Source organism: Rhizobium sp. T1470 (assembly GCF_042140505.1).
In the GTDB taxonomy this organism is placed as follows: domain Bacteria; phylum Pseudomonadota; class Alphaproteobacteria; order Rhizobiales; family Rhizobiaceae; genus Rhizobium; species Rhizobium favelukesii.
On sequence record NZ_CP148091.1, the window covers coordinates 1,628,301 to 1,647,710 of the forward strand.

17 protein-coding genes are annotated in these 19,410 nt (G+C 58.4%); 9 read left to right on the top strand and 8 right to left on the bottom strand.

The features are described 5' to 3' along the window. Positions 1 to 48: 48 nt before the first annotated feature. The 3 genes from WGT02_RS08150 to WGT02_RS08160 form a co-directional block, all read right to left on the bottom strand. Entirely contained in the window at positions 49 to 3,213 is a 3,165-nt protein-coding gene (locus tag WGT02_RS08150; RefSeq protein WP_208248350.1) for an efflux RND transporter permease subunit, read from the bottom strand. After that, positions 3,210 to 4,367: an efflux RND transporter periplasmic adaptor subunit gene (locus WGT02_RS08155; RefSeq protein WP_208250494.1), complete on the bottom strand. Its 1,158-nt coding sequence runs from the start codon at positions 4,365 to 4,367 to the stop codon at positions 3,210 to 3,212. Before WGT02_RS08155 ends, WGT02_RS08150 begins: the two co-directional genes overlap by 4 nt. A gap of 447 nt (positions 4,368 to 4,814) precedes the next feature. Then, the gene (locus tag WGT02_RS08160) at positions 4,815 to 5,372 is read right to left on the bottom strand and encodes a DUF1269 domain-containing protein (RefSeq protein ID WP_024317375.1); all 558 of its coding nucleotides are present in this window, start codon (positions 5,370 to 5,372) and stop codon (positions 4,815 to 4,817) included. A gap of 455 nt (positions 5,373 to 5,827) precedes the next feature. On the opposite strand from WGT02_RS08160, the gene WGT02_RS08165 reads away from it, so the two are divergent. After that, on the top strand, positions 5,828 to 6,607 hold the full coding sequence (locus tag WGT02_RS08165) for an alpha/beta fold hydrolase (RefSeq protein WP_208248349.1): 780 nt from the start codon (positions 5,828 to 5,830) through the stop codon (positions 6,605 to 6,607). Between the two features lie 126 nt (positions 6,608 to 6,733). Here the strand turns inward: WGT02_RS08165 and WGT02_RS08170 are convergent, their stop codons facing one another. The 4 genes from WGT02_RS08170 to WGT02_RS08185 form a co-directional block, all read right to left on the bottom strand. Continuing rightward, positions 6,734 to 7,078, bottom strand: a complete 345-nt coding sequence (locus WGT02_RS08170) for a hypothetical protein (protein WP_225039869.1) — start codon at positions 7,076 to 7,078, stop codon at positions 6,734 to 6,736. Positions 7,079 to 7,157: 79 nt separating this feature from the next. Then, a complete protein-coding gene (tnpB, locus tag WGT02_RS08175; protein ID WP_040680928.1) occupies positions 7,158 to 7,505 on the bottom strand; it encodes an IS66 family insertion sequence element accessory protein TnpB in 348 nt (115 codons plus the stop codon). Between the two features lie 191 nt (positions 7,506 to 7,696). Continuing rightward, positions 7,697 to 7,840: a transposase gene (locus WGT02_RS08180; RefSeq protein ID WP_082321335.1), complete on the bottom strand. Its 144-nt coding sequence runs from the start codon at positions 7,838 to 7,840 to the stop codon at positions 7,697 to 7,699. Positions 7,841 to 8,348: 508 nt separating this feature from the next. Beyond that, positions 8,349 to 9,044, bottom strand: coding sequence for a helix-turn-helix domain-containing protein (locus WGT02_RS08185; RefSeq protein WP_208248347.1), 696 nt, complete (start codon positions 9,042 to 9,044; stop codon positions 8,349 to 8,351). Between WGT02_RS08185 and WGT02_RS08190 the strand changes: the two genes are divergently transcribed. Genes WGT02_RS08190 through WGT02_RS08200 form a run of 3 tightly spaced genes read left to right on the top strand, consistent with a single transcriptional unit; the run spans position 9,043 to position 11,440 of the window. Then, the gene (locus WGT02_RS08190; protein WP_037069550.1) at positions 9,043 to 9,462 is read left to right on the top strand and encodes a transposase; all 420 of its coding nucleotides are present in this window, start codon (positions 9,043 to 9,045) and stop codon (positions 9,460 to 9,462) included. The two genes, WGT02_RS08185 and WGT02_RS08190, sit on opposite strands and share 2 nt — an antisense overlap. After that, entirely contained in the window at positions 9,443 to 9,796 is a 354-nt protein-coding gene (gene tnpB / locus WGT02_RS08195) for an IS66 family insertion sequence element accessory protein TnpB (RefSeq protein ID WP_037069548.1), read from the top strand. Before WGT02_RS08190 ends, tnpB (WGT02_RS08195) begins: the two co-directional genes overlap by 20 nt. A 54-nt stretch (positions 9,797 to 9,850) precedes the next feature. Beyond that, positions 9,851 to 11,440, top strand: coding sequence for an IS66 family transposase (locus tag WGT02_RS08200; RefSeq protein WP_037069545.1), 1,590 nt, complete (start codon positions 9,851 to 9,853; stop codon positions 11,438 to 11,440). A 662-nt stretch (positions 11,441 to 12,102) separates the two neighbouring features. On the opposite strand, the gene WGT02_RS08205 is transcribed toward WGT02_RS08200, so the two are convergent. Next, on the bottom strand, positions 12,103 to 13,098 hold the full coding sequence (locus tag WGT02_RS08205; RefSeq protein ID WP_339151124.1) for an alpha/beta hydrolase: 996 nt from the start codon (positions 13,096 to 13,098) through the stop codon (positions 12,103 to 12,105). 590 nt (positions 13,099 to 13,688) lie between these two features. Here WGT02_RS08205 and WGT02_RS08210 point away from each other — a divergent pair. From WGT02_RS08210 to istB, 5 genes are all read left to right on the top strand, one after another. Then, entirely contained in the window at positions 13,689 to 14,060 is a 372-nt protein-coding gene (locus WGT02_RS08210) for a transposase (RefSeq protein ID WP_208246116.1), read from the top strand. 11 nt (positions 14,061 to 14,071) lie between these two features. Further along, positions 14,072 to 14,407 (top strand): IS66 family insertion sequence element accessory protein TnpB, encoded by a 336-nt coding sequence (gene tnpB, locus WGT02_RS08215; RefSeq protein ID WP_208246417.1) that lies wholly within the window; start codon positions 14,072 to 14,074, stop codon positions 14,405 to 14,407. 48 nt (positions 14,408 to 14,455) lie between these two features. Then, entirely contained in the window at positions 14,456 to 16,165 is a 1,710-nt protein-coding gene (locus tag WGT02_RS08220; protein ID WP_208246114.1) for an IS66 family transposase, read from the top strand. Between the two features lie 293 nt (positions 16,166 to 16,458). Next, a complete protein-coding gene (istA, locus tag WGT02_RS08225; protein ID WP_208245675.1) occupies positions 16,459 to 17,988 on the top strand; it encodes an IS21 family transposase in 1,530 nt (509 codons plus the stop codon). A gap of 11 nt (positions 17,989 to 17,999) precedes the next feature. Continuing rightward, positions 18,000 to 18,737 carry an IS21-like element ISRel16 family helper ATPase IstB gene (gene istB / locus WGT02_RS08230; RefSeq protein WP_024317380.1) on the top strand — a complete coding sequence of 246 codons (738 nt, stop codon included), beginning with the start codon at positions 18,000 to 18,002 and terminating at the stop codon, positions 18,735 to 18,737. Positions 18,738 to 19,410: the final 673 nt, after the last annotated feature.

Below are 19,410 nucleotides of genomic sequence, written 5' to 3' on the forward strand. Positions count from 1 at the left end.
AGCCGACCTGGTGAGAGAACGGGCACGCACCAGTGCTGGGCGCCGGCACTATTCCGAAGGCGCGATCGCAGGAGGTTTGCTGCCTTCAGCATTGCGGTCGGTCCGGAAAAGACGACGCTTGACAGCCTCCCTGACTGTTTGGATGAAAATATACAGAAGCGGAATGATGAGAATGCCAAATACGGTGCCGACGAGCAATCCTCCGAGCACTGTCGTGCCGATCGCCTGCCGACTACCAGCTCCCGCCCCCGTGGCCACGACCAAGGGTATGACGCCAAGCACAGACGCCATAGCTGTCATCAGCACAGGCCTAAAGCGCTGTGACGTTCCCTCGGTTGCAGCTTCCATGATGGTTAGACCTGCTTCCCTGCGCTCCTTGGCGAACTCAACGATAAGGATCGCATTTTTGGCAGCGAGCCCGATGAGCAACAGCAGGCCTATTTGCGCGTAGATGTTGAGGTCGATGCCCCCAACCACAAGGCCCCCCAACGCCCCGGCAACGGCCACGGTCACAGACAACATTACTGCCAGAGGCACGCTCCAGCTTTCATATTGTGCGACGAGAAACAGGTAGGTGAACACGATCCCCATGATGAGAATGACCACGGTCTGGTTGCCGGCCTGCTTCTCCTGAAGAGCCAACCCTGTCCACTCATACCCGAAGCCGGGTGGGAGTTTTTCCGACGCCAGCGTTGCCATGGCACCCAACGCATCGCCAGTACTGGATCCGGCTGCTGCCTGTCCGTTGATCGCGGCCGATGGGAAGAGGTTGTAGCGGTTGACCGTGCTGGGACCATAGACGGTCGATATCGACAGCAGGCCCTGCAGCGGAATAAGATTGCCGGACTGGCTGCGCACCCTCAGTCGCTGAATGTCCTCGACGCGACTTCGAAAACTTGGCTCGTCTTGAATACGAACCTGGTATACACGCGAAAATATATTGAAATCGTCCACATAAGACGATCCGAGGTGAGATTGTAGCGCGCCGAATATCGTCGCCGGCGAAACGCCATAAAGTTCTGCACGCTTTCGGTCAATGTCGAGATAAACCTGTGGTGAGTCAGCCGAAAACGTGCTGAATACACTCGCCAGTCCCCGGGTCTGGTTTGCCGAGACAATCAGGCTTCGCATGACTTCGGCCAACTCTTCCTGACTTTGCCCGGCGCGCGCCTGAAGGCGGAAGTCGAAGCCACCCGTTGTGCCGAGGCCGGGGATGGCAGGTGGATTGAATGGCACAACTGATGCCGTCGTGATCGCCGCGAACTCAGCCCGCAATCGGTTCATCAGGGCAAAAACGCTTTGATCCGCGCCACGCTCATTCCACGGTTTCAACGCCGAGATGATCATACCGGAATTGGAGCCGCCCCCGCCCACCATGCTTGCACCGGCAATTCCGATCGTGTTTGCAACGCCTGGCGTACGCTGAAGCATCGAGGTGACTGTTGCAATTGTCTGCTGTGTGCGTTCGAGAGACGCGGCATTCGGCAACTGGACGTTCATGAAGAGATAGCCCTGGTCTTCGGAGGGGATGAAGCCGGTCGGCAGGACACGATAGAAGCCGTAAATGCCAGTTACAATTGCCACAAGCAGCAAGGCACTAAGACCAAGCCTTCGGGCGAAGAGCGCCAATAAATGCAGATAAAAGCGGCGTGAAGCGTCTAGCCCCTCATTCACCTTGCTGAAAATTCGGGACTGGCTCTGTTCCACGGGAGGCCGCAGCATGAGGACGCATAGGGCAGGGCTAAGCGTGAGTGCATTGATCGTGGAAAACGTAATGGTGACCAATATGGTAACCGCAAACTGCCGGTAGAGCTCGCCGGTGATACCAGCCAGAAAAGCCACCGGCACAAACAGCGCGGCCAACACGAGCGTTGTGGCGACGATTGGACCCGTGACCTGGTTCATTGTTTGCAGCGTCGCTTCGCGCACGCCGATCCCGGTTTCGCTCATGATGCGCTGAGCGTTCTCCACGACGATGATGGCGTCGTCCACAACCAGGCTGATCGCGAGGATCATCGCAAAGAGCGTGATCGTGTTGGCCGAGTACCCCATGAGGTAAAGAACGGCAAAGCCACCCACCAGTGAAACGGGTATCGTTAAGGATGGAATGACTGTTGCACGCCAGTCTTGCAGGAAAATGAAGACAACGGCGACGACGAGGACAAATGTAATTGCCAGGGTGATGAAAATTTCCTCGATGGTTTGTCGAACAAAAGCGGTCGTATCGAAAACCACCGTATAGGCGATGTCGTCGGGGAACTGCTTTGACAATGTCTCCAGTTCGCCAAGCACAGCGGTGGACACCGAAAGCGCGTTGGCATCGGAGGATTGGTAGACAACCACCGTCGCGCTGGGCTGTCCATTCAGCGTCGAGGCTGTATCGTATGATTGTGCTCCGAGTTCCACGCGCGCAACGTCGCGAAGACGCACGATTGCTCCATCCCTGTTCGTGCGAACGATTATGTCGCCGAACTCTGCCTCGTTCGCCAGTCGTCCTCTTGCCATCACGGTCAGTTGCAATTGCTGGCCTTGGGTCGAGGGAGGAGACCCCAGTTGGCCGGCGGAGGCTTGCGCGTTCTGCGCCTGGATGGCTGCAGTCAGATCGGAGGCCGTGACCCCGAGGGCCTGCATGCGATCAGGATTCATCCATATCCGCATACTATAGGCAGGGCCAAAGACGCTCGCCTCTCCGACCCCCGGTAGCCGTGCGATTGCGTCTCTAATATTGATCGTTGCGTAGTTACTGAGGAAGACATCGTCGTGCGTACCCTTCGGGGAGTAAATTGCGAAGCCGAGCAGCATGCTCGACGAACGACTTCTCACCGAAACGCCGGTTTGGGTCACCGCAGCAGGAAGTCGCGGCGTCGCCATTGCTACGCGATTTTGTACATTTACCTGGGCGATTGCAGGATCTGTTCCGGCAGCAAACGTCACTGTCAGGCTGTAAGCGCCATTGTTGGTACTGGAGGACGACATGTAGAGCATGTCTTCAACCCCGTTCACCTGGTCCTCAATCGGTGCTCCCACGCTGTCGGTCATGACGCTGGCGTTGGCACCTGGATAACTCGCGGTAACCTGCACCTCCGGCGGAGTGATCTGAGGAAATTGGGCGACAGGTATTTGAAGGAGGGCGACAGCACCCGCGATGATCATGACGATTGCAATGACCATCGCGAACCTGGGTCTTGCAACGAAGGGCGCGGATATATTCATTGCGATGAACCGGACTGGGAGACGATCGACGTCACGCTGTTGTTTGCGGGCGAGGCTTGCGTGACAGTGACAGCCAATCCTTCGGCGACATTCTGTATTCCTTCCACGATCAGGCTTTCGCCGCCTTTCAGACCGTCGTCCACTGCCCAGTTTCCACCCACCTGTTCAGAAACTTTTATTCGCCGGAGCGCGACCTCGTTGTTCTCGTTGACAAGCAGGACAAACTTGCCCTCGCGATCCTGTTGGACAGCGCCCAACGGTACGATCGGGCGCATCTTCTTTTCCGCCTCCGAGACGATCACTGTTACGAACTGGCCCGGAACCAGCAGAAAGTCCGGATTGGGAAACAGAGTTCGAATCGACAGCGTTCCGGTTGCCTCATCGATCTCGTTTCCAAAAAACTCGATCTTGCCCGGCCCCTTGTATTCCTGCCCGTTGGACAGCCGCAGGGTGGGTACGAATTTTCCAGCGAGCTCATCCTTGCTGATGCCGCCGGCGGCCGCACGAAGCTCGAGAATTGATCGGTCGGTTACTGAGAAAACCACGCGAATGGGATCCATCTCTACGACGCGGGCAAGTGTCATCGAACTGCCACTCACAAAGCTGCCGTCCGATAATTGCGCGGCACCGATACGGCCCTCGATTGGTGAGCTTATCCTGGCGTAGCTGAGATTGAGTTCGGCTTGACTGACCCGTGCTTGCGCCGCCAAAAGGTTTGCTTGACCAGTTTCCAGCGCTGTTTGACTTTCCTCCAGTGTTGCGCGTGATACTGTCTGGCTGCTCAGGGATTTATTTCGCTCGACGCGGCGTTGTGCGTCTGCCAGCGTTGCCTGCGCACTTGCAAGTGATGCCTTGGCATCTGCCAGCGCAATTTCCAGCGCGCGACTGTCAATGAGGAACAGATCCTGCCCGCTCTTGACGGCCTGGCCTTCGTTGAAAAGGCGTTTGTCAATGAAACCCTCGATCCGGGAACGGATGTCAACGGCGTTCATCGCTTCGACGCGTCCCACGAACTCATGCTTTGGGGATACGTCTCCGACTGCAACGGCCATAACGCCGACGGAGGGACCGGTCTGCGCCAATGGGCTTTGAGGTACGAAAGCCGCCAGTATTACCAGCAGATAGGCCGGCGGAACTCGACGAGGCACTTTCATCGACCAATCTCCCACAAGACCGAGGTGTCTTTTCAACTCAAGGCATTCGAAGTCGATGGGCGCCAATGCGTTGATGCTGCCGGTGGTCGTTTCGATCCGCAAGCCCTGGCAAATACCACACTCACGGGGGGCGATCAGGTCGAAACCCATGACGAGCAGACCGATGCACTAACGGACCCTTTCGCCTCGCATGCCCACATTTGCGACCCGTTGCGGGGCAGTTGGCCACATACCATCGCCCGTATCACTCGCCGCCGGAACAATCTGCCGCTTGGCCTGCGACGTCGCCTGTCACGGCTGCTCGCCCCGCCGTTAGCGGTGCCGACGGCGATGCCGCGAAGATTGTTTGTCGCTGCCCCCGCCAGAACTCCGGTCGTTGCCAATGCCGGGTGCTTGTTGCGTTGGCGTGCAGCGAGTGATCATTCCCATGGTTCGACGGACAACGTGCTAGATTGTTGACTTCGCGTTGCCGGCTTCGATGCGCACGTCCGCGGGTGCCTTGGGGGAAAGCGCCGTGCGCAGTCTCGTTTCCTGTTCCGGCGAGAGCGAAGTCCGCAAGATCCGCGCGTTCGCACCTTTGAATTCCTCAAGGACCTTTTCCGGCTGGACTTTACGAACAAGCAGAAAGAGGGCCGAGCTGTCGACCGGAATGGTGTCCGCCAATTTCTTGATTAAATTGTCGTCTATGCCAAAATCTGTGATCGAACCGGCAAGTGCTCCAGAACCAGCTCCGAACGCTCCGCCAAGGACCATGCCGGCCAGCGGGTTCAGAAACAAAAGACCCACAAGAGATCCCCAAAGCGCGCCGGACAAACCACCCCTTGTGGCTCCCATTGTCGTGAGGTTCACGCTCTGCTTGAGCCGGACCTTTCCTCCGTTGTCGCGAACCGCGACAACCGCGTCCTCGAGGTCGATCAGGTACTCCTTTTCGAGCGTCAACAAGCGATTGAGTATGGCGTCCGCCTCATCGGCCTTATCGAAGCCAAGCACCACGAGTTCAGACATTGCTCCCTCCCTGATACGAATTCACGTCCAGATAGCGCCGCGGCTAGCTTCGTCCAGAGGTAGCTATCTACATTTTCGGCCTGTCATGTGAGATCATGTCGCGAGCATCCGTCAGCCGCCGTCGTTTATTCTTTTTGACCAACTCGTCGCAGGGACGTTCGACCGCAGGCTGATATGGCCCACCAGAAGCTCTTTGGCTGCACGAGATTCATAGACACCAAAGAGGAACGTCGGCGTTGCCACGCTCGCTTCAAAGGTCTCCCAATGGATGCCAAAGTCAGAGAGACAGCCTCGTCAAACGCCGTTTCGACGCCAGATTGAAGACGGGCGGCGGCTGCTTCGCGCCTTCCTTGGCGCGAATGAACGCGGTCACAAACGATTGAACAAAGATGCATTGACGGAATTCGAATTGCGCGATAATAGATTGTGCACAATCTAAAAGCAGGAGAAGAAAGATGAAATTGCTGTTGAGATCATTGCTGGCCTTTGGTGTCCTGGCTGCTCCGGCCGCCCCCGCGGTCTCCGCGCAGGCAAAGCCCACTGTCGTCCTCGTCCACGGTGCGTTTGCGGATGCATCCAGTTGGAACGACGTTGTCGCTCGGCTGGAGAAGGACGGCTACCCCGTCGTCGCGGTTGCCAATCCGCTGCGCAGCGTAAAGAGCGACGGTGATTACGTCGGCCGCATCCTCGCCGGAATCAAAAACCCGGTTGTGCTGGTCGGGCATTCCTACGGAGGATCGGTGATCAGCGATGCGGCCGCACGTGCAGACAACGTCGAATCCCTCGTGTATGTGGCGGCGTTCGCCCCGGAAAAGGGAGAAACAGCCGTCGAGCTTTCGAGCAAATTCCCCGGAAGCACCCTGGCTCCCACACTGGCCGAACCAGTTGTGCTCGATGGCGGCGACAAGGACCTCTATATCCAGCAAGGGAAGTTCCGCGAGCAGTTTGCGGCCGACGTGTCATCTAGAGCGGCCACGTTGATGGCAGCGACACAGCGGCCGATCACCGAAAGTGCGTTGAACGAACCAGCGCCAAACGCGGCGTGGAAAAACATCCCGTCCTGGTTCATCTACGGGGACGCCGACAAGAACATTCCGGCCAAGGTGCTTGGATGGATGGCCGAGCGGGCCCATTCCAAGGGGACTGTCGTGGTCAAGGGAGCCTCCCACGTCGTCATGGTCTCACACCCCGATAAGGTCGTTCAGGTCATCGAAGAGGCTGCTTCGGCCAAGTAGGTCTCGCAATGGGCGGCGACATATCGCGCCGCCCATCATGGCTGCGGTAGCCTCTCATGGAAGGGGTCCGCGGACATTCACGCTGTGCGGAATCACGAATAACGCGCGGGGGAGCCACCCGCCGGGCTAGCGCCTTTCGCGCGCCGCCGAGCCCAGTGGGTCCCTTGGTCTACCTCTCTGCATTTTCAAGAGAATCCCGTCGACAATGACGGCGAGCGGCGCAGTGGCGTCGATTACGAGACCACACTGCGGAACATCCTCTTTCGTCGCATGCAATCGCACAATCAGCTCCCGTTCGCCAGGTCTTCCGCCAAACTCGTCTTCTGGTCTCCCGATGGCCTGATCATCAGCTTCCTTGGCCTTGGCGACGGCAAGTTCGGCCACCGCAGCGGCTCGTTCCGCCCGTGCGACGATCAGCTCTGCCTCAAGGGCAGCGGCGTAATCGGGGTGCTGTTCCGAGCCGGTTTCCATGCTCGAAGTGGACCGCAAAACCCCTGATTTGCATAGCTTTTCTTCGGATTCTGAGCCGCAAATCCCGGCAAAATATGCGCTATCCGGCGCTCGTCGGACGCCAGGTCTGCAGCGGGTTTCGCCAGTCGATCCCCTCAAGCAGATAGGACATCTGACCGGCGGAAAGAGCGATCGCGCCACCCTCGGTCGCGGGCCAAACGAAACGGCCCCGCTCCAGGCGCTTTGCATAAAGCGATAGCCCGATCCCATCGTGCCACAGGGCCTTTATCAGTCGTCCATTTCTCCCGCGGAAGACAAAAACGTCACCTTGGAAGGGGTCACGACCGAGACCTTCCTGCACCAGAAGTGCGAGCCCCTGCATCCCCTTGCGCATGTCGCAGTGACCGCTCGCGATCCACACCCGCACCCCGGAGCTGATCGGGATCATTTGAGTGCTCGCATGACCGCAGCCGCCAGTTCGGCAGGTGCGGTACAGTCAATTCTCACCTTCGCGCCATTCGGGAAGTCCCACGAACATAGCCGTTTCGACCCCGCCGTTACCCGGAAGGCCAACGACCCGCGCTGGTACGAAGGCAGGGCCGACTTCTGCAGCCAAAGCCTGCCGCCGCCAAGTATAAATCAACCGGTCGAAACATCGAAGCGACGCGCAACTTCGGAAACAATCCCATCCGGCGCAAACGCCGCCGCCAGTATCTCTGCACGCTCATCTCGGGACCATCGCCGACGTCGCTCTCGCCCGGTCAATAAAATTGCCTGTGCCATCAGTCCTCAATGCGCTCTTAAGCCCACTCTTAAGAGCGCAAACTCACAACATCACAACAATTCCGCAAGGTGGCCCCCGCCGAAGGCGTACGCCGGTCAAGCAGGGCCTTCTTTAAGACTGGGCGCGCGCCGGCAAGGGGCGACGATGGACGTGATCGGCGTCACGACTGGGACAGGAGCCGTCATGCTCGCGAATGCACGCGTCGAAGCCGAGCTTCTCGGTCCGTCGAAGCCCCGCTGCTCGACGACCGCTACCTTCTTCGCGACGATCGCGCTGAGAGGGCCGCGAGCCGACCGGTTGGGATTGCCGACGTCGCTTCGGCCCTGCCGCCACTCGAAACACTTTCCGCGGAGAAAGCCCGGCGTGTGGCAGCACGTGAAAGCGGGCACACCGTTGTCGCGTTCGCGCTCGAGCGAAGCTGCACGGTCAGCGTCTCGATGCGCAAGCAGTTCAGAACCTTCTCCTCGGGTTCGCCAGTGGTTTGATCTACTCGTGCTGAATTTTGTACTAGCGGACGGCCTGCTTAAACTTCGCCGGCGTCAAGCCGGTAGCACGTCGAAATGCGCGCGCAAAGCTCGATTGCGACGAGTATTGACAATCAAAGGCAATCTCGCTGAGTGACATTTGTCCTATCGCGAGGAGTTTTTTTGCTCGCTCCAGCCGACGCCTACTCACATAGCTATGCGGTGGCGTCCCGACACTGGCCGCAAATGCGCGCGTAAAATGGAACACGCTCAGACACGCTATGCTCGCCAGATCGCTCACTGTAATTTCCTCGGTGAGATGCTCTTCAATGTAGGCAAGAACACGCCGCAATCTGACGTTATCAAGTCCAAGTCTCGGCTGGCGTTCTAAACGACGTAACGAACTTTCTGAATGCTCATGAAGGAGTCGGGCTGCCAGAAAGAGCGACGCAGTCTCGATCAGCATAGGTCCAGACGTCGTTGGATCCGACATTTCGCGTAGGATCGACAAAGCAATCTGGTTGATAAGGCTGTCGTGCACACCGGAAACATAGCGGATAGACTGTCCGGGGGTTCGAGGCACGCTGAAGTCTGTCGCCAAGCGGATGAAAGCGGAGGATGGAAGATAAAGGTGAGCGACTTGCAGTTCTTCCGTAAGCGCTAATTTCTGTGCGCCTTCTGTAGCGGAGTGCTGTGAGGCATGAAGCGTCCACCAAAAAATAGGTGGACACCAAATCATGGATGAAGATGCTCCTAAACTGCAGGTACGGCTTGTTGGTCGCGACGGCCGCCGTCGATATGACCCTGCGTCGAGAGATCAGCTTGTCGCGGCGTGCTTAGAACCCGGCGTTTCGGTCTCGCGGCTGGCGCTGGAGCACGGCGTCAATGCGAATCTCGTCCGGAAGTGGATGAAGAAGTCCAGAGCGGAGCGTCAATTGCCTTTGGCCTCGGCGTTCGTTCCGGTTCAGATTGCTCCGGATATGCACTCGGGTTCTGCTGGCGATCTGAAGAAGACCAAGCCATTGAGCCAGTGCCTTCCCGCATCCAAGGTGAGCGCACTCCTGCCGAACGGGGTCAGCCTGACCGTCGAGTGCGCCGGTGTGGAAGTGCTGGAAGCAATCATAGGAGCGCTGGGTCATGTTCAGACTGGGCGGTGATCTCAAGGTTTACCTGCATCGCGAACCGATCGACTTCCGCGCGGGCATCAACAGCCTGGCGGTCCTGGTCCAGGAGACGATGGCGCTGGATCCGTTTGCGCCTGCGGTTTTTGCCTTCTGCAATCGCCGGCGTGACCGAATGAAGCTGCTGTTTTTTGATCGTTCCGGTTTTGTGATGGTCCTGAAGCGGTTGACCGAGGACAGGTTCAGATGGCCCCGTTGCGAGGTGCCGGTGGTCATGCTGACGACAGAACAGCTTCACTGGATCCTCGATGGCATCGATATCGACGCAATGGTGCGCCATCCGGTGCGGCAATATCAGATTGCCGGCTGACGGATGTCGAATTGAGCAGTTGACGCGGCTGGGCGGTTCAGATTCAAGAATCTGATGACTCGCACCGGCGAACCGAGCATTGCAGAACTGATGGCGCAATTGGCAGCCAATGCTGCCGAAATCGCTGCGCTCAAAGCCGAGAAGGAAGCGCTCTCGCAGCGGGTCGTCAAGCTGGAAGAAGAGCTTGCACTGGCAAAACTCCATCGCTTTGCCCCCCGCAGTGAAAAGCACATTGATCGTCTCTTCAACGAGGCCGAAGAGGCTGCGGTCGAGGATGGCAGCGAAGCAGGCGATGTTGTCGAGCTTCCGGACACCGGCCTGCCAGCGGTAGAAGGTCAAACGGGAAAGAAGCGTGGACGCAGACCTCTGCCAGAAGACCTGCCACGCGAGCGCGTCGAATATGACCTCCCCGACGATCAGAAGTCTTGTCCCTGCTGCCAGGGTCAGATGCATCGCATGGGCGAGGCTGTTACCGAGCAGCTCCATATCGAGGTCAAGGCAAAGGTCCTACAGAATGTGCGGTTCAAGTACGCTTGCCGCCATTGCGACCGCACCGGGATCAACACACCCGTCGTGATCGCACCGATGCCGACGCAGCCCCTGCCGGGCAGCATCGCTACCGCCTCGACGTTAGCCTTCGCGCTCGTCCACAAATACGTCGACGGCACACCGCTTTACCGCGTGGCTCAGACATTCGAGCGTGCTGGTGTTCCGATCAGCCGCGGCGCTCTCGCTCACTGGGTCATCGGCTCAAGCGAGAAGCATCTGCACCGCATCTATGATGCGCTGAAACTGCGGTTGCGATCGCAGCCTCTCATTCATGGCGATGAGACGACGGTTCAAGTCCTCAAGGAAAAGGACAAGGAGGCCACCAGCACATCGTACATGTGGGCCTATCGCAGCGGCGAGGACAGTGACCAGCCAATCGTACTGCTCGATTATCAGCCCGGGCGCGGCCAGATCCACCCGCAGACCTTCCTTGGTGACTACCGCGGCATATTGGTGAGCGATGGCTACACAGCCTGGCGCACATTGCATGGCGCAACCCATGTCGGATGCATGGCTCACTCCAGGCGGCGCTTCGTCGAAGCCCTCAAGGCAAGAAAGAATGGCGGCGGCCCGCCGGAGCAAGCGCTCAGGTTCTTCGAGCAGCTCTACCGGATCGAGAGGCAGGCGCGAGAGATAAAGCCCGACGCCGGTGAAACGCAGGCCGCCTGCATTCGCCGCTTCCGGCAACAGCACAGTTTGCCTGTCCTGAACGCCCTCAAGACGTGGCTCGATAACATCGCGCCGAAGGTCGTGCCGGATACCAAGCTCGGCGATGCTGTGTCCTACACCCTGAACCAATGGGATTATCTGACGCGCTACACCAGCGACGGCAGGATGCCGATCGATAACAACATCCTGGAACGCGACATCAGGGTTTTTGCGACCGGAAGAAAATCGTGGCTGTTCAGCGACACTGCTGACGGAGCCAAGGCCAGTGCTGTGATTTACAGTCTGATGCTGACATGCCGCGCCTGTGGCGTCGACCCTCTGATCTGGCTGCGCCACGTACTCACCGAGTTGCCACAGCGCGAAGAGAATGCCGACATCGGCGACCTGCTCCCGTTCAACTTCTCCAAGACCTCCACGACCGAATAGAGCCGGATACCGCGACCGATGCTATCCGCCGTTCGGTGTGGAACAGGCGTCAATACGCATCGAAAATCGCGCTTACGTTCTTCCGATGCGATGTGAATTGCGTCGGCTTTGGCAGCCATGGGATTGAGCCAGATCGTACCGTCGGAAGGCCGAACGCGCCGCTGCTCTCCTCCGACCTTGCAGGTCACGACTCCTGCATCTGAGCCACTGACTATGACTGCTATTTCCAGATCCTGTCCTTCTGCACCCGGTCCTTCACAGCTGGAGTGAGATCGGAGCTCTGCAAAGAGCGTCGACCATCCCAAATCGTCCGAAGACCTGAGTAGCCGGGAGGCCGGGTATTTTCTGTAACCCTGTGAATGCAGTTGGTCCAACATGTCAGCGCACCAGCAAGTATAGGCAATGGCCTGTCCGACGGTAATAACCTGGACGGTTTACCGTCGTCCATGACCAGCCACAACCTGCACCTCAGGATAGGAGAATTTGGTCTAGTCCTTTGATAAAGACCAATCTCGGTGCCGTTATTCGTTGGATACACTCCTCAAGCGTTATTGCTTACGTGTGGCGACTTTTGGCTGCTCAGTTCATCTAGAAGACGCTGATAGCCACGAAATGCGGTTGACGCGGCGGTGCTATGCCGCGCCGAGTCAAGATCGGACCGCCTAGTTGTTGACCGGCCCGAGGTGCTGACGCAGACCATCGTTGATCTGCTTGATCGCCGCTTCTGTCGAGGGAACGTTGCGAAGTGCGTTGAGAAGCACGAAGTCATGGATCGTACCGTTGTATCGAACCGCATCGACCTCGACGCCGGCGTCCTTGAGCTTTCGGGCGTAGGCTTCCCCTTCATCACGCAGCGGATCATTTTCTGCCGTGATCACGAGCGCGGGGGGCAGGCCCTTCAGCTCGTCCTTGCTTGCAAGAAGAGGCGAAACGTACGGATTGTTTCGAGTCTTCTCGTCCGGCGCATAGAGATCCCACCCGTACTTCATAAATGCGCGGGCCAGGAAGCGACCTGTTCCGTACTCGTGATACGATTGCGTGTCCACGCTGGCGTCGGTTGCCGGAATGAGGAGGGCCTGGTACGCGATCTTGGGCCCTTGGCGGTCCTTGCTCATGAGAGAAAGCGCGGCGGTCATATTCCCGCCGACGGAGTTGCCGGCAACGGCGATGCGATTGCCGTCAGCACCAAACTCACCGGCGTGCTCGGCGACCCATTTCAGGCCCGCATAGCATTCCTCAAGCTGGGTCGGGAATTTCGCGGCCGGCAAGGGTGTGTACTCGACGAAAACGCCAATTTGTCCCGAGCCTACGACGAGATCGCGGAGCAAACGCTGATGGTTCTCAAAATTCCCAACGATCCAAACGCCACCGTGAATGAAGAACAGGACACCTGGCTTTCCGCTCAAGTGTTCGGGCTTCATGATGTACAGTTTCACTTGCCGCCCGTCCTGAGAGATGATCTTTTCTGTCGTCGTAACGCCGCTCATGTCGACGGGCGTCTTGGACTGCAGGCCCGTGAGGATATCCTGCGGCTTTGGTTGGGGCAGCTTCCAGAATGGGCTACTGTCCTTACTGATATCAGCCAGGAATGACCGAATCTCGGGATCGATCCGTGGATCGGTGTTGGCGTCGGCAGCCATTGCGATCGTTTGGGTCATGAGAGTTGCTCCTATCAGTACGTTTGCGAGTGTGCGGATGCGGCCCATGGAAATGCTCCGGATGGTGGGGTGGCGTCAGTTTTGCGGGGTCATTCTTAAGAGCTCAGCCGGAAGTCCTCTCTGCCGCGCCTGCTATTGTTTTGACTGATCTTGCGCTTTGCAGTGGCCTGTGATCGCCAGCGATATGCCGGCATTGCCGGGCCATGCTCCGGCAGAAGCCGTCAACGACTGAACATGAGAGGAAGGAGATGCTGGAAGCTCGACTTGTTGCCGTGATTTCAGTGGCTTGACTGTAAAACAGTGCAATTTCTGTCGGAGATTGTCGAATAATATCAGTGGGGGTGTAAAACGCGTTTTCCCCCATCCCAGCCATCCGCGCGCCTTAGATATAGCGACTCTCAACCGGATTTGAGGATGTGGCGAACGCTCAAAAAGACAGCAATGAGCAGCATTCCGCAAAAGAAGTTCAAAAGGTGGTTGAAATCCTCCATCGAGCGCGCCAAACGTACGCATCCGAGCAGGGCCGCCTTGTAGGAATTGTCGGATTTGGCACTGACTGTCCTTATTGACGTCAAAAAGGACAGTGCGGAATGGAACGGCTTGAGATTGTCGATAGCGGCCGGCGGCGACGCTTCAGCAAAGAGATGAAGCTGCAGATTGTCGCCGAGAGCTATTCGGAACCTGGCTTGTGTGCGACGACGGCGCGGCGACATGGGATTTCCCGTTCGCAGTTATATGAATGGCGGCGGCTCGCACGAGCGTGGCAACTGGATGTTGGGTCACCTGCCGGCGGCTTTATCCCAGCACTGCTTGTTCCAGAGATAGAGCCGGCAGCAGGGTCATTGCCGAACGCCGGCCGGATGGAGGTTGTCAGCTCGAATGGTCGCCGTGTGATCGTGGACCGCGATGTCGACGTTGAGGCGCTGCTTCAGATCATGCGCGGACTGGAGACGCTGCGGTGAATCCGTTTCCGATGGGAACAGGCGTCAAGGTCTGGCTTTCGACGGGGTATACGGACATGCGCTGTGGCTTCCCCTCTCTGGCGCTTCGGGTGCAGGAGGTTCTGAAGCATGATCCGTTGTCAGGGCATCTCTTCGTCTTCAGGGGCCGCAGATCGGATATTTTGAAGATCATCTGGCATGACGGTTTGGGTGCCTGCCTTTTTACCCGGCGGCTGGAGCGAGGCCGGTTCATCTGGCCGAATTTGGAGGGCGGTGCGGTTGCGATCTCTCCAGCACAACTGTCTTATTTGTTGTCCGGGATCGACTGGCGCAATCCGCAGGAAACATGGCGTCCGACACGGGTCTGATAGCATTATTACATTGAAAATACAGGGAGAATCTGATCGAATGGCTTCATGAATTCGAAGCCTGCCGATCTTCCCGCGGACCTTGCGAGCGCCTATCTGGCGCTGCTTTCCGAGCGTGAGATGTTACAGGCTGAACGCGATGTCGTTGTTGCCGAGCGCGACACCGTCGTCGCCGAGCGGGACATTGCGGTGGCGCAAGCCGCCAATGCGCAGGCCATGTTATCGGACAGCGAGGCACTGATTGCCCGTCTGGAACTGGCGATCGAAAAGCTGAAGCGCGAACTGCGCGGCCAGAGATCTGAGCGCACGGCGCGACTGATCGACCAGATGGAATTGCAGCTCGAAGAGCTGGTGATGGCGGCGACGGAGGATGAAATTGCGGCGCAGGCTGCGGCTGCCAGGACATCGAGCGTGCGTTCGTTTACACGCAAACGGCCGGTACGAAAGCCCTGGCCGGAGGATATCGAGCGACAACGTGTGATCATCGATCCTCCCACCGCTTGTGTCTGTTGCGGTGGATCGCGTTTGTCGAAACTGGGCGAGGACGTCACTGAGACGCTGGAGGAGATTCCGCGCCGGTTCAAAGTGATCGAGACGGTGCGGGAGAAATTTACCTGCCGTGACTGCGAGTCGATCAGCCAGCCGCCGGCGCCGTTCCATGCCACGCCGCGCGGCTTCATCGGCCCTCATCTGCTGGCCACGATCCTGTTCGACAAGTTCGGAATGCATAGCCCTCTCAACCGCCAGAGCACCCGGTTCAAAAGCGAGGGCATCGAGCTTTCGACCTCGACGCTGGCTGACCAGGTCGGGTTTGGGACAGCCGCGCTCATGCCGGTCTTTGATCTGATCGAGGCGCATGTCTTCGCGGCCGAGCGCCTTCACGGCGACGACACCACCATTCCCATTCAGGCCAAAGACAAATGCACGACCGGGCGCATATGGACTTACGTATGCGATGACCTGCCCTTCGGCGGTGCGGCGCCGCCGGCGGCAATATACTATGCGTCGAGTAACCGGCGTGGTGAGCACCCGCAGAAACACCTGGCCGGGTATGGCGGCATTCTGCAGAGCGATTGCTACAATGGCTTCGAGCCGCTCAGTGTCGCCGAGAAGAAAGCGGTGCCGATCACCTTTGCCTTTTGCCATGCGCATGCGCGGCGTAAATTCTTTGAACTGGCCGACATCCAGAAAAGTGCCCGTGATCGCAAACGCAGAGGCAAGCCGATCTCGCCGATCGCATTGGAGGCCGTCCAACGGTACGATGCGCTGTTCGAGATCGAGCGCCAGATCAATGGATTGAGCGCCGAAGAACGACTGGCCGCGCGGCAGGAAAAGAGCAAGCCGCTGTTCGATGACATGCACGAGTGGCTGAAACGGGAGCGCGCCACGCTCAGCAGATCCTCCGAGGTCATCGAGCCGATCGACTACATGCTGAAGCGATGGGATGGTTTTGCCGGTTTCCTGGAAGATGGCCGGATTTGTCTCACGAACAATGCCGCCGAGCGCGCGCTGAGAGGTATTGCCCTCGGGCGCCGCAACTGGACCTTCGCCGGTTCCCAGCGTGGGGCCGATCGTGCCGCCATCATGCTCACCTTCATCACGACCTGCCGTCTCAACGACGTCGACCCAAAGGCATGGCTCGCCGATGTGTTCGCACGCATCGCCGATCTTCCCGTCTCCCGCCTGCACGAACTGCTCCCGTGGACGTGGAAAAGGCTCCGTGAGGCCGAAAAGGCCCAGGATCAGTACATCGCCTGAGCGACAGCCTCACCATACATCAGCAAGTGCGCCTGCGCGCGAGCCAATTCCGCGGCCTTCCGCGTATGGATACCGCCAAACAAGCCTTCAAGAGTTCCACTGCAGATTCCGAGGCAATCCGCCCCCGCATTCCGAAATGATGCCGCCCCCCAATTCCGAGAATTAACCGCCCCCTTGTTCCGAGATGATGCCGCCCTCTGATTGGGGTGTTTGTCGGGGTGTTCTGCTGGTGAGACGTTCGTCCTTTCAGTTGCCTGAGAGGAAGGAACGCGATGCCAGCGGAGAGACTAAAGATGCGGCGTGTCCGCGAGATACTGAGATACAGATTTGAGGAAGGCCTTGGCCACAAGTCGATTGCGGTGCGCGTTGGTGCGGCGCCGTCGACGGTGCGTGAGACGCTGCGCCGTGTGGACATTGCTGGGCTTTCCTGGCCGTTGGGCGAGGACGTCAGCGATGCGATGTTGGAAGCGGCTCTCTACAAGGCTGCCGGCACGAAGACCGGTCATCGCCGCAGCGCTGAGCCGGATTGGGCAATTGTTCACCGGGAACTGAAGCGCAAGCATGTGACGCTGCAGATCCTCTGGGACGAGTATATCGGCCTTCATCCCGAGGGATATCGCTACAGCCGTTACTGTGATTTGTATCGCGGCTGGGCGCTGAAGCTGCCGGTGACAATGCGCCAAAACCATGCGGCCGGCGAAAAGCTGTTCGTCGATTATGCCGGCGACACGGTCACGGTGGTCGTCGACAGATTGTCGGGAAAGACGCGGCAAGCCCACCTGTTCGTCGCAGTGCTCGGCGCATCGAGCCTTTCATTTGCACATGCTCGCTGGAGCGAAACGTTGCCCGACTGGATCGAATGTCACCTGCTTGCGCTTGAGGCGTTCGGTGGCGCACCGGCGTTGCTGGTTCCCGACAACGCCAAGGTCGCCGTCATCAAGGCCTGCCATTTTGATCCGCAGGTCAATCGCACCTATGCCGGGATGGCGGCTCATTACGGAAGCGCTGTTCTTCCGGCACGACCGCGCCGGCCTCGGGACAAGGCGAAGGTCGAAGCCGCGGTTCGCATTGTCGAGCGCTGGCTGCTGGGTCGACTACGCCACCGCGTCTTTTACAGCCTTGCCGACGTGAATGCGGCGATTGCTGAATTGCTCGCTGATCTCAACGACAGGCGCGTCCTGCGTCGCGTCGGGCGCACGCGACGGCAATTGTTCGAAGAGCTGGATTATCCCGCCCTGCGTCCGCTGACTGTGGAACGATACGTCTTTGCGGAATGGAAGATACGCAGGGCCGGTCTCGATTATCATGTCGATATCGACAAGCACTATTACTCGGTGCCCTACCGCTTTGCGCGTGAGCAGGTCGAGGCCCGCATCACCGCCAATACCATCGAGATCTTCCACAAAGGTGAGCGGATTGCCGCCCACAGGCGTTCGAGTGGCAATGGCAAGCACACGACAACGCCCGAGCACATGCCGTCATCGCATCGCCGCTTTGCCGACTGGACGATCGAACGTATCAGCCGCGAAGCCTCCGCGATCGGCTCAGACGTTGCATTGCTCTGCGAGCGTATTCTTGCCGATCGACCGCATCCCGAACAGGGCTACAGAGCCTGTCTGGGCATTATCCGCCTCGTCAAAGCGTTTGAGCGCGAGAGGGTCAATGCAGCCTGCGGCCGGGCATTGGAAATCGGCGCTCGAACCTATGGCTCGGTGCGTTCCATTCTCGACAATCACCTTGACCGACCGTCGGCGTCATCAGGCGCATCATCACCCGAGCCGATCAACCACTCCAACATCCGCGGTCCCCGCTATTACCACTGAGGAGACGACATATGCTTGCACATCCCACCCTTGATAAATTGAATGCCATGGGCCTGACCGGCATGGCCAAGGCGTTCAACGAACTGCTGACCAACGGTGAGAGCGAACAACTCTCCCATGCCGAATGGCTCGGGCTACTGCTGGAGCGAGAATGGAGTTCGCGCCACGATCGCAAGCTTGCCGCCCGGCTGCGGTTTGCCAAGCTTCGCCATCATGCTGTGCCTGAGGATGTCGATTACCGCAGCGACCGCGGTCTCGATCGTGCGCTGTTCATGAAGCTGATCGGCGGCGACTGGATTGATGCCCACGACAACCTCGCGATTTGCGGGCCATCTGGCGTTGGCAAAAGCTGGTTAGCCTGTGCACTCGGGCACAAGGCCTGCCGCGACGATCGCTCAGTTCTTTATCAACGCGTGCCACGCTTGTTTGCCAATCTCGCTCTTGCCCACGGCGACGGCCGCTATGCAAGGCTGCAGCGAACCCTCGGCCACGTCCAGCTCTTGATCCTTGATGACTGGGGTCTGGAACCGCTCAATGAGCAGGCACGCCACGACCTCCTGGAGATCCTCGAAGATCGCTACGGACGCCGCTCGACGATTATCACCAGCCAGCTTCCGGTATCAGCCTGGCACGAGATCATCGGCAACCCAACCTACGCCGATGCCATCCTCGATCGCCTCGTTCACAACGCCCACCGCATCGACCTATCCGGCGAAAGCTTGCGGCGAAATCAGCGCCGGAAATCTTGACTCGTTACACGAATGAACTGACAACAATCACAGCCAGCAGGACCCCAGCCTCAAGGGGGCGAGATCATCCCGGAATCCGGGGGCGCAATCATCTCGGAACAAAGGGGCGGCTTCATCGGAATCGGCATTCCACATCTAGGGCCGGTGCACGGACGTACCAGAAAGGGTGCGGCAGCCTTAAGCGCGACCACTATTGCGGATGAGATGAGCGCAAGACGAGCCAGCGCCGCAGCGCCGCTCCGTGATTTCGTTAAGAGCGCGGGTTCATTCTCTCCTCGCGCAATCGCAATCTTCAGCAATGCGTAAGCGAACATCGCCGTCAGGCTCTGTGAGAAGTAGAGCCAAAGAAAGGATGGTTCATTGAACGAGTGGAGCGACGACGTAACAACAAGCGAACTTAGAAGCAAGGTTGTATAGAAAACAACAGAATTGTCCGTTCGCCTGATGATCAGGCCGCGAAAATACGAATAGGCCGAGAAAGCCGTGATTAAGATTGGGATCGGCCGATGATGGTCAGCATATTGCGTTCCGGCATTTTCTTGAATGTCATCTGTTGAAAACAGCTATAACACAACCTCAGCGAGCGCAAGCTACGTGACGCCTTTGGCACAAAGCCGTCATCTGCTGATGACCGCTGACGGCCGATAGGGTTGAAAAAGTCGAAAATCCGGGC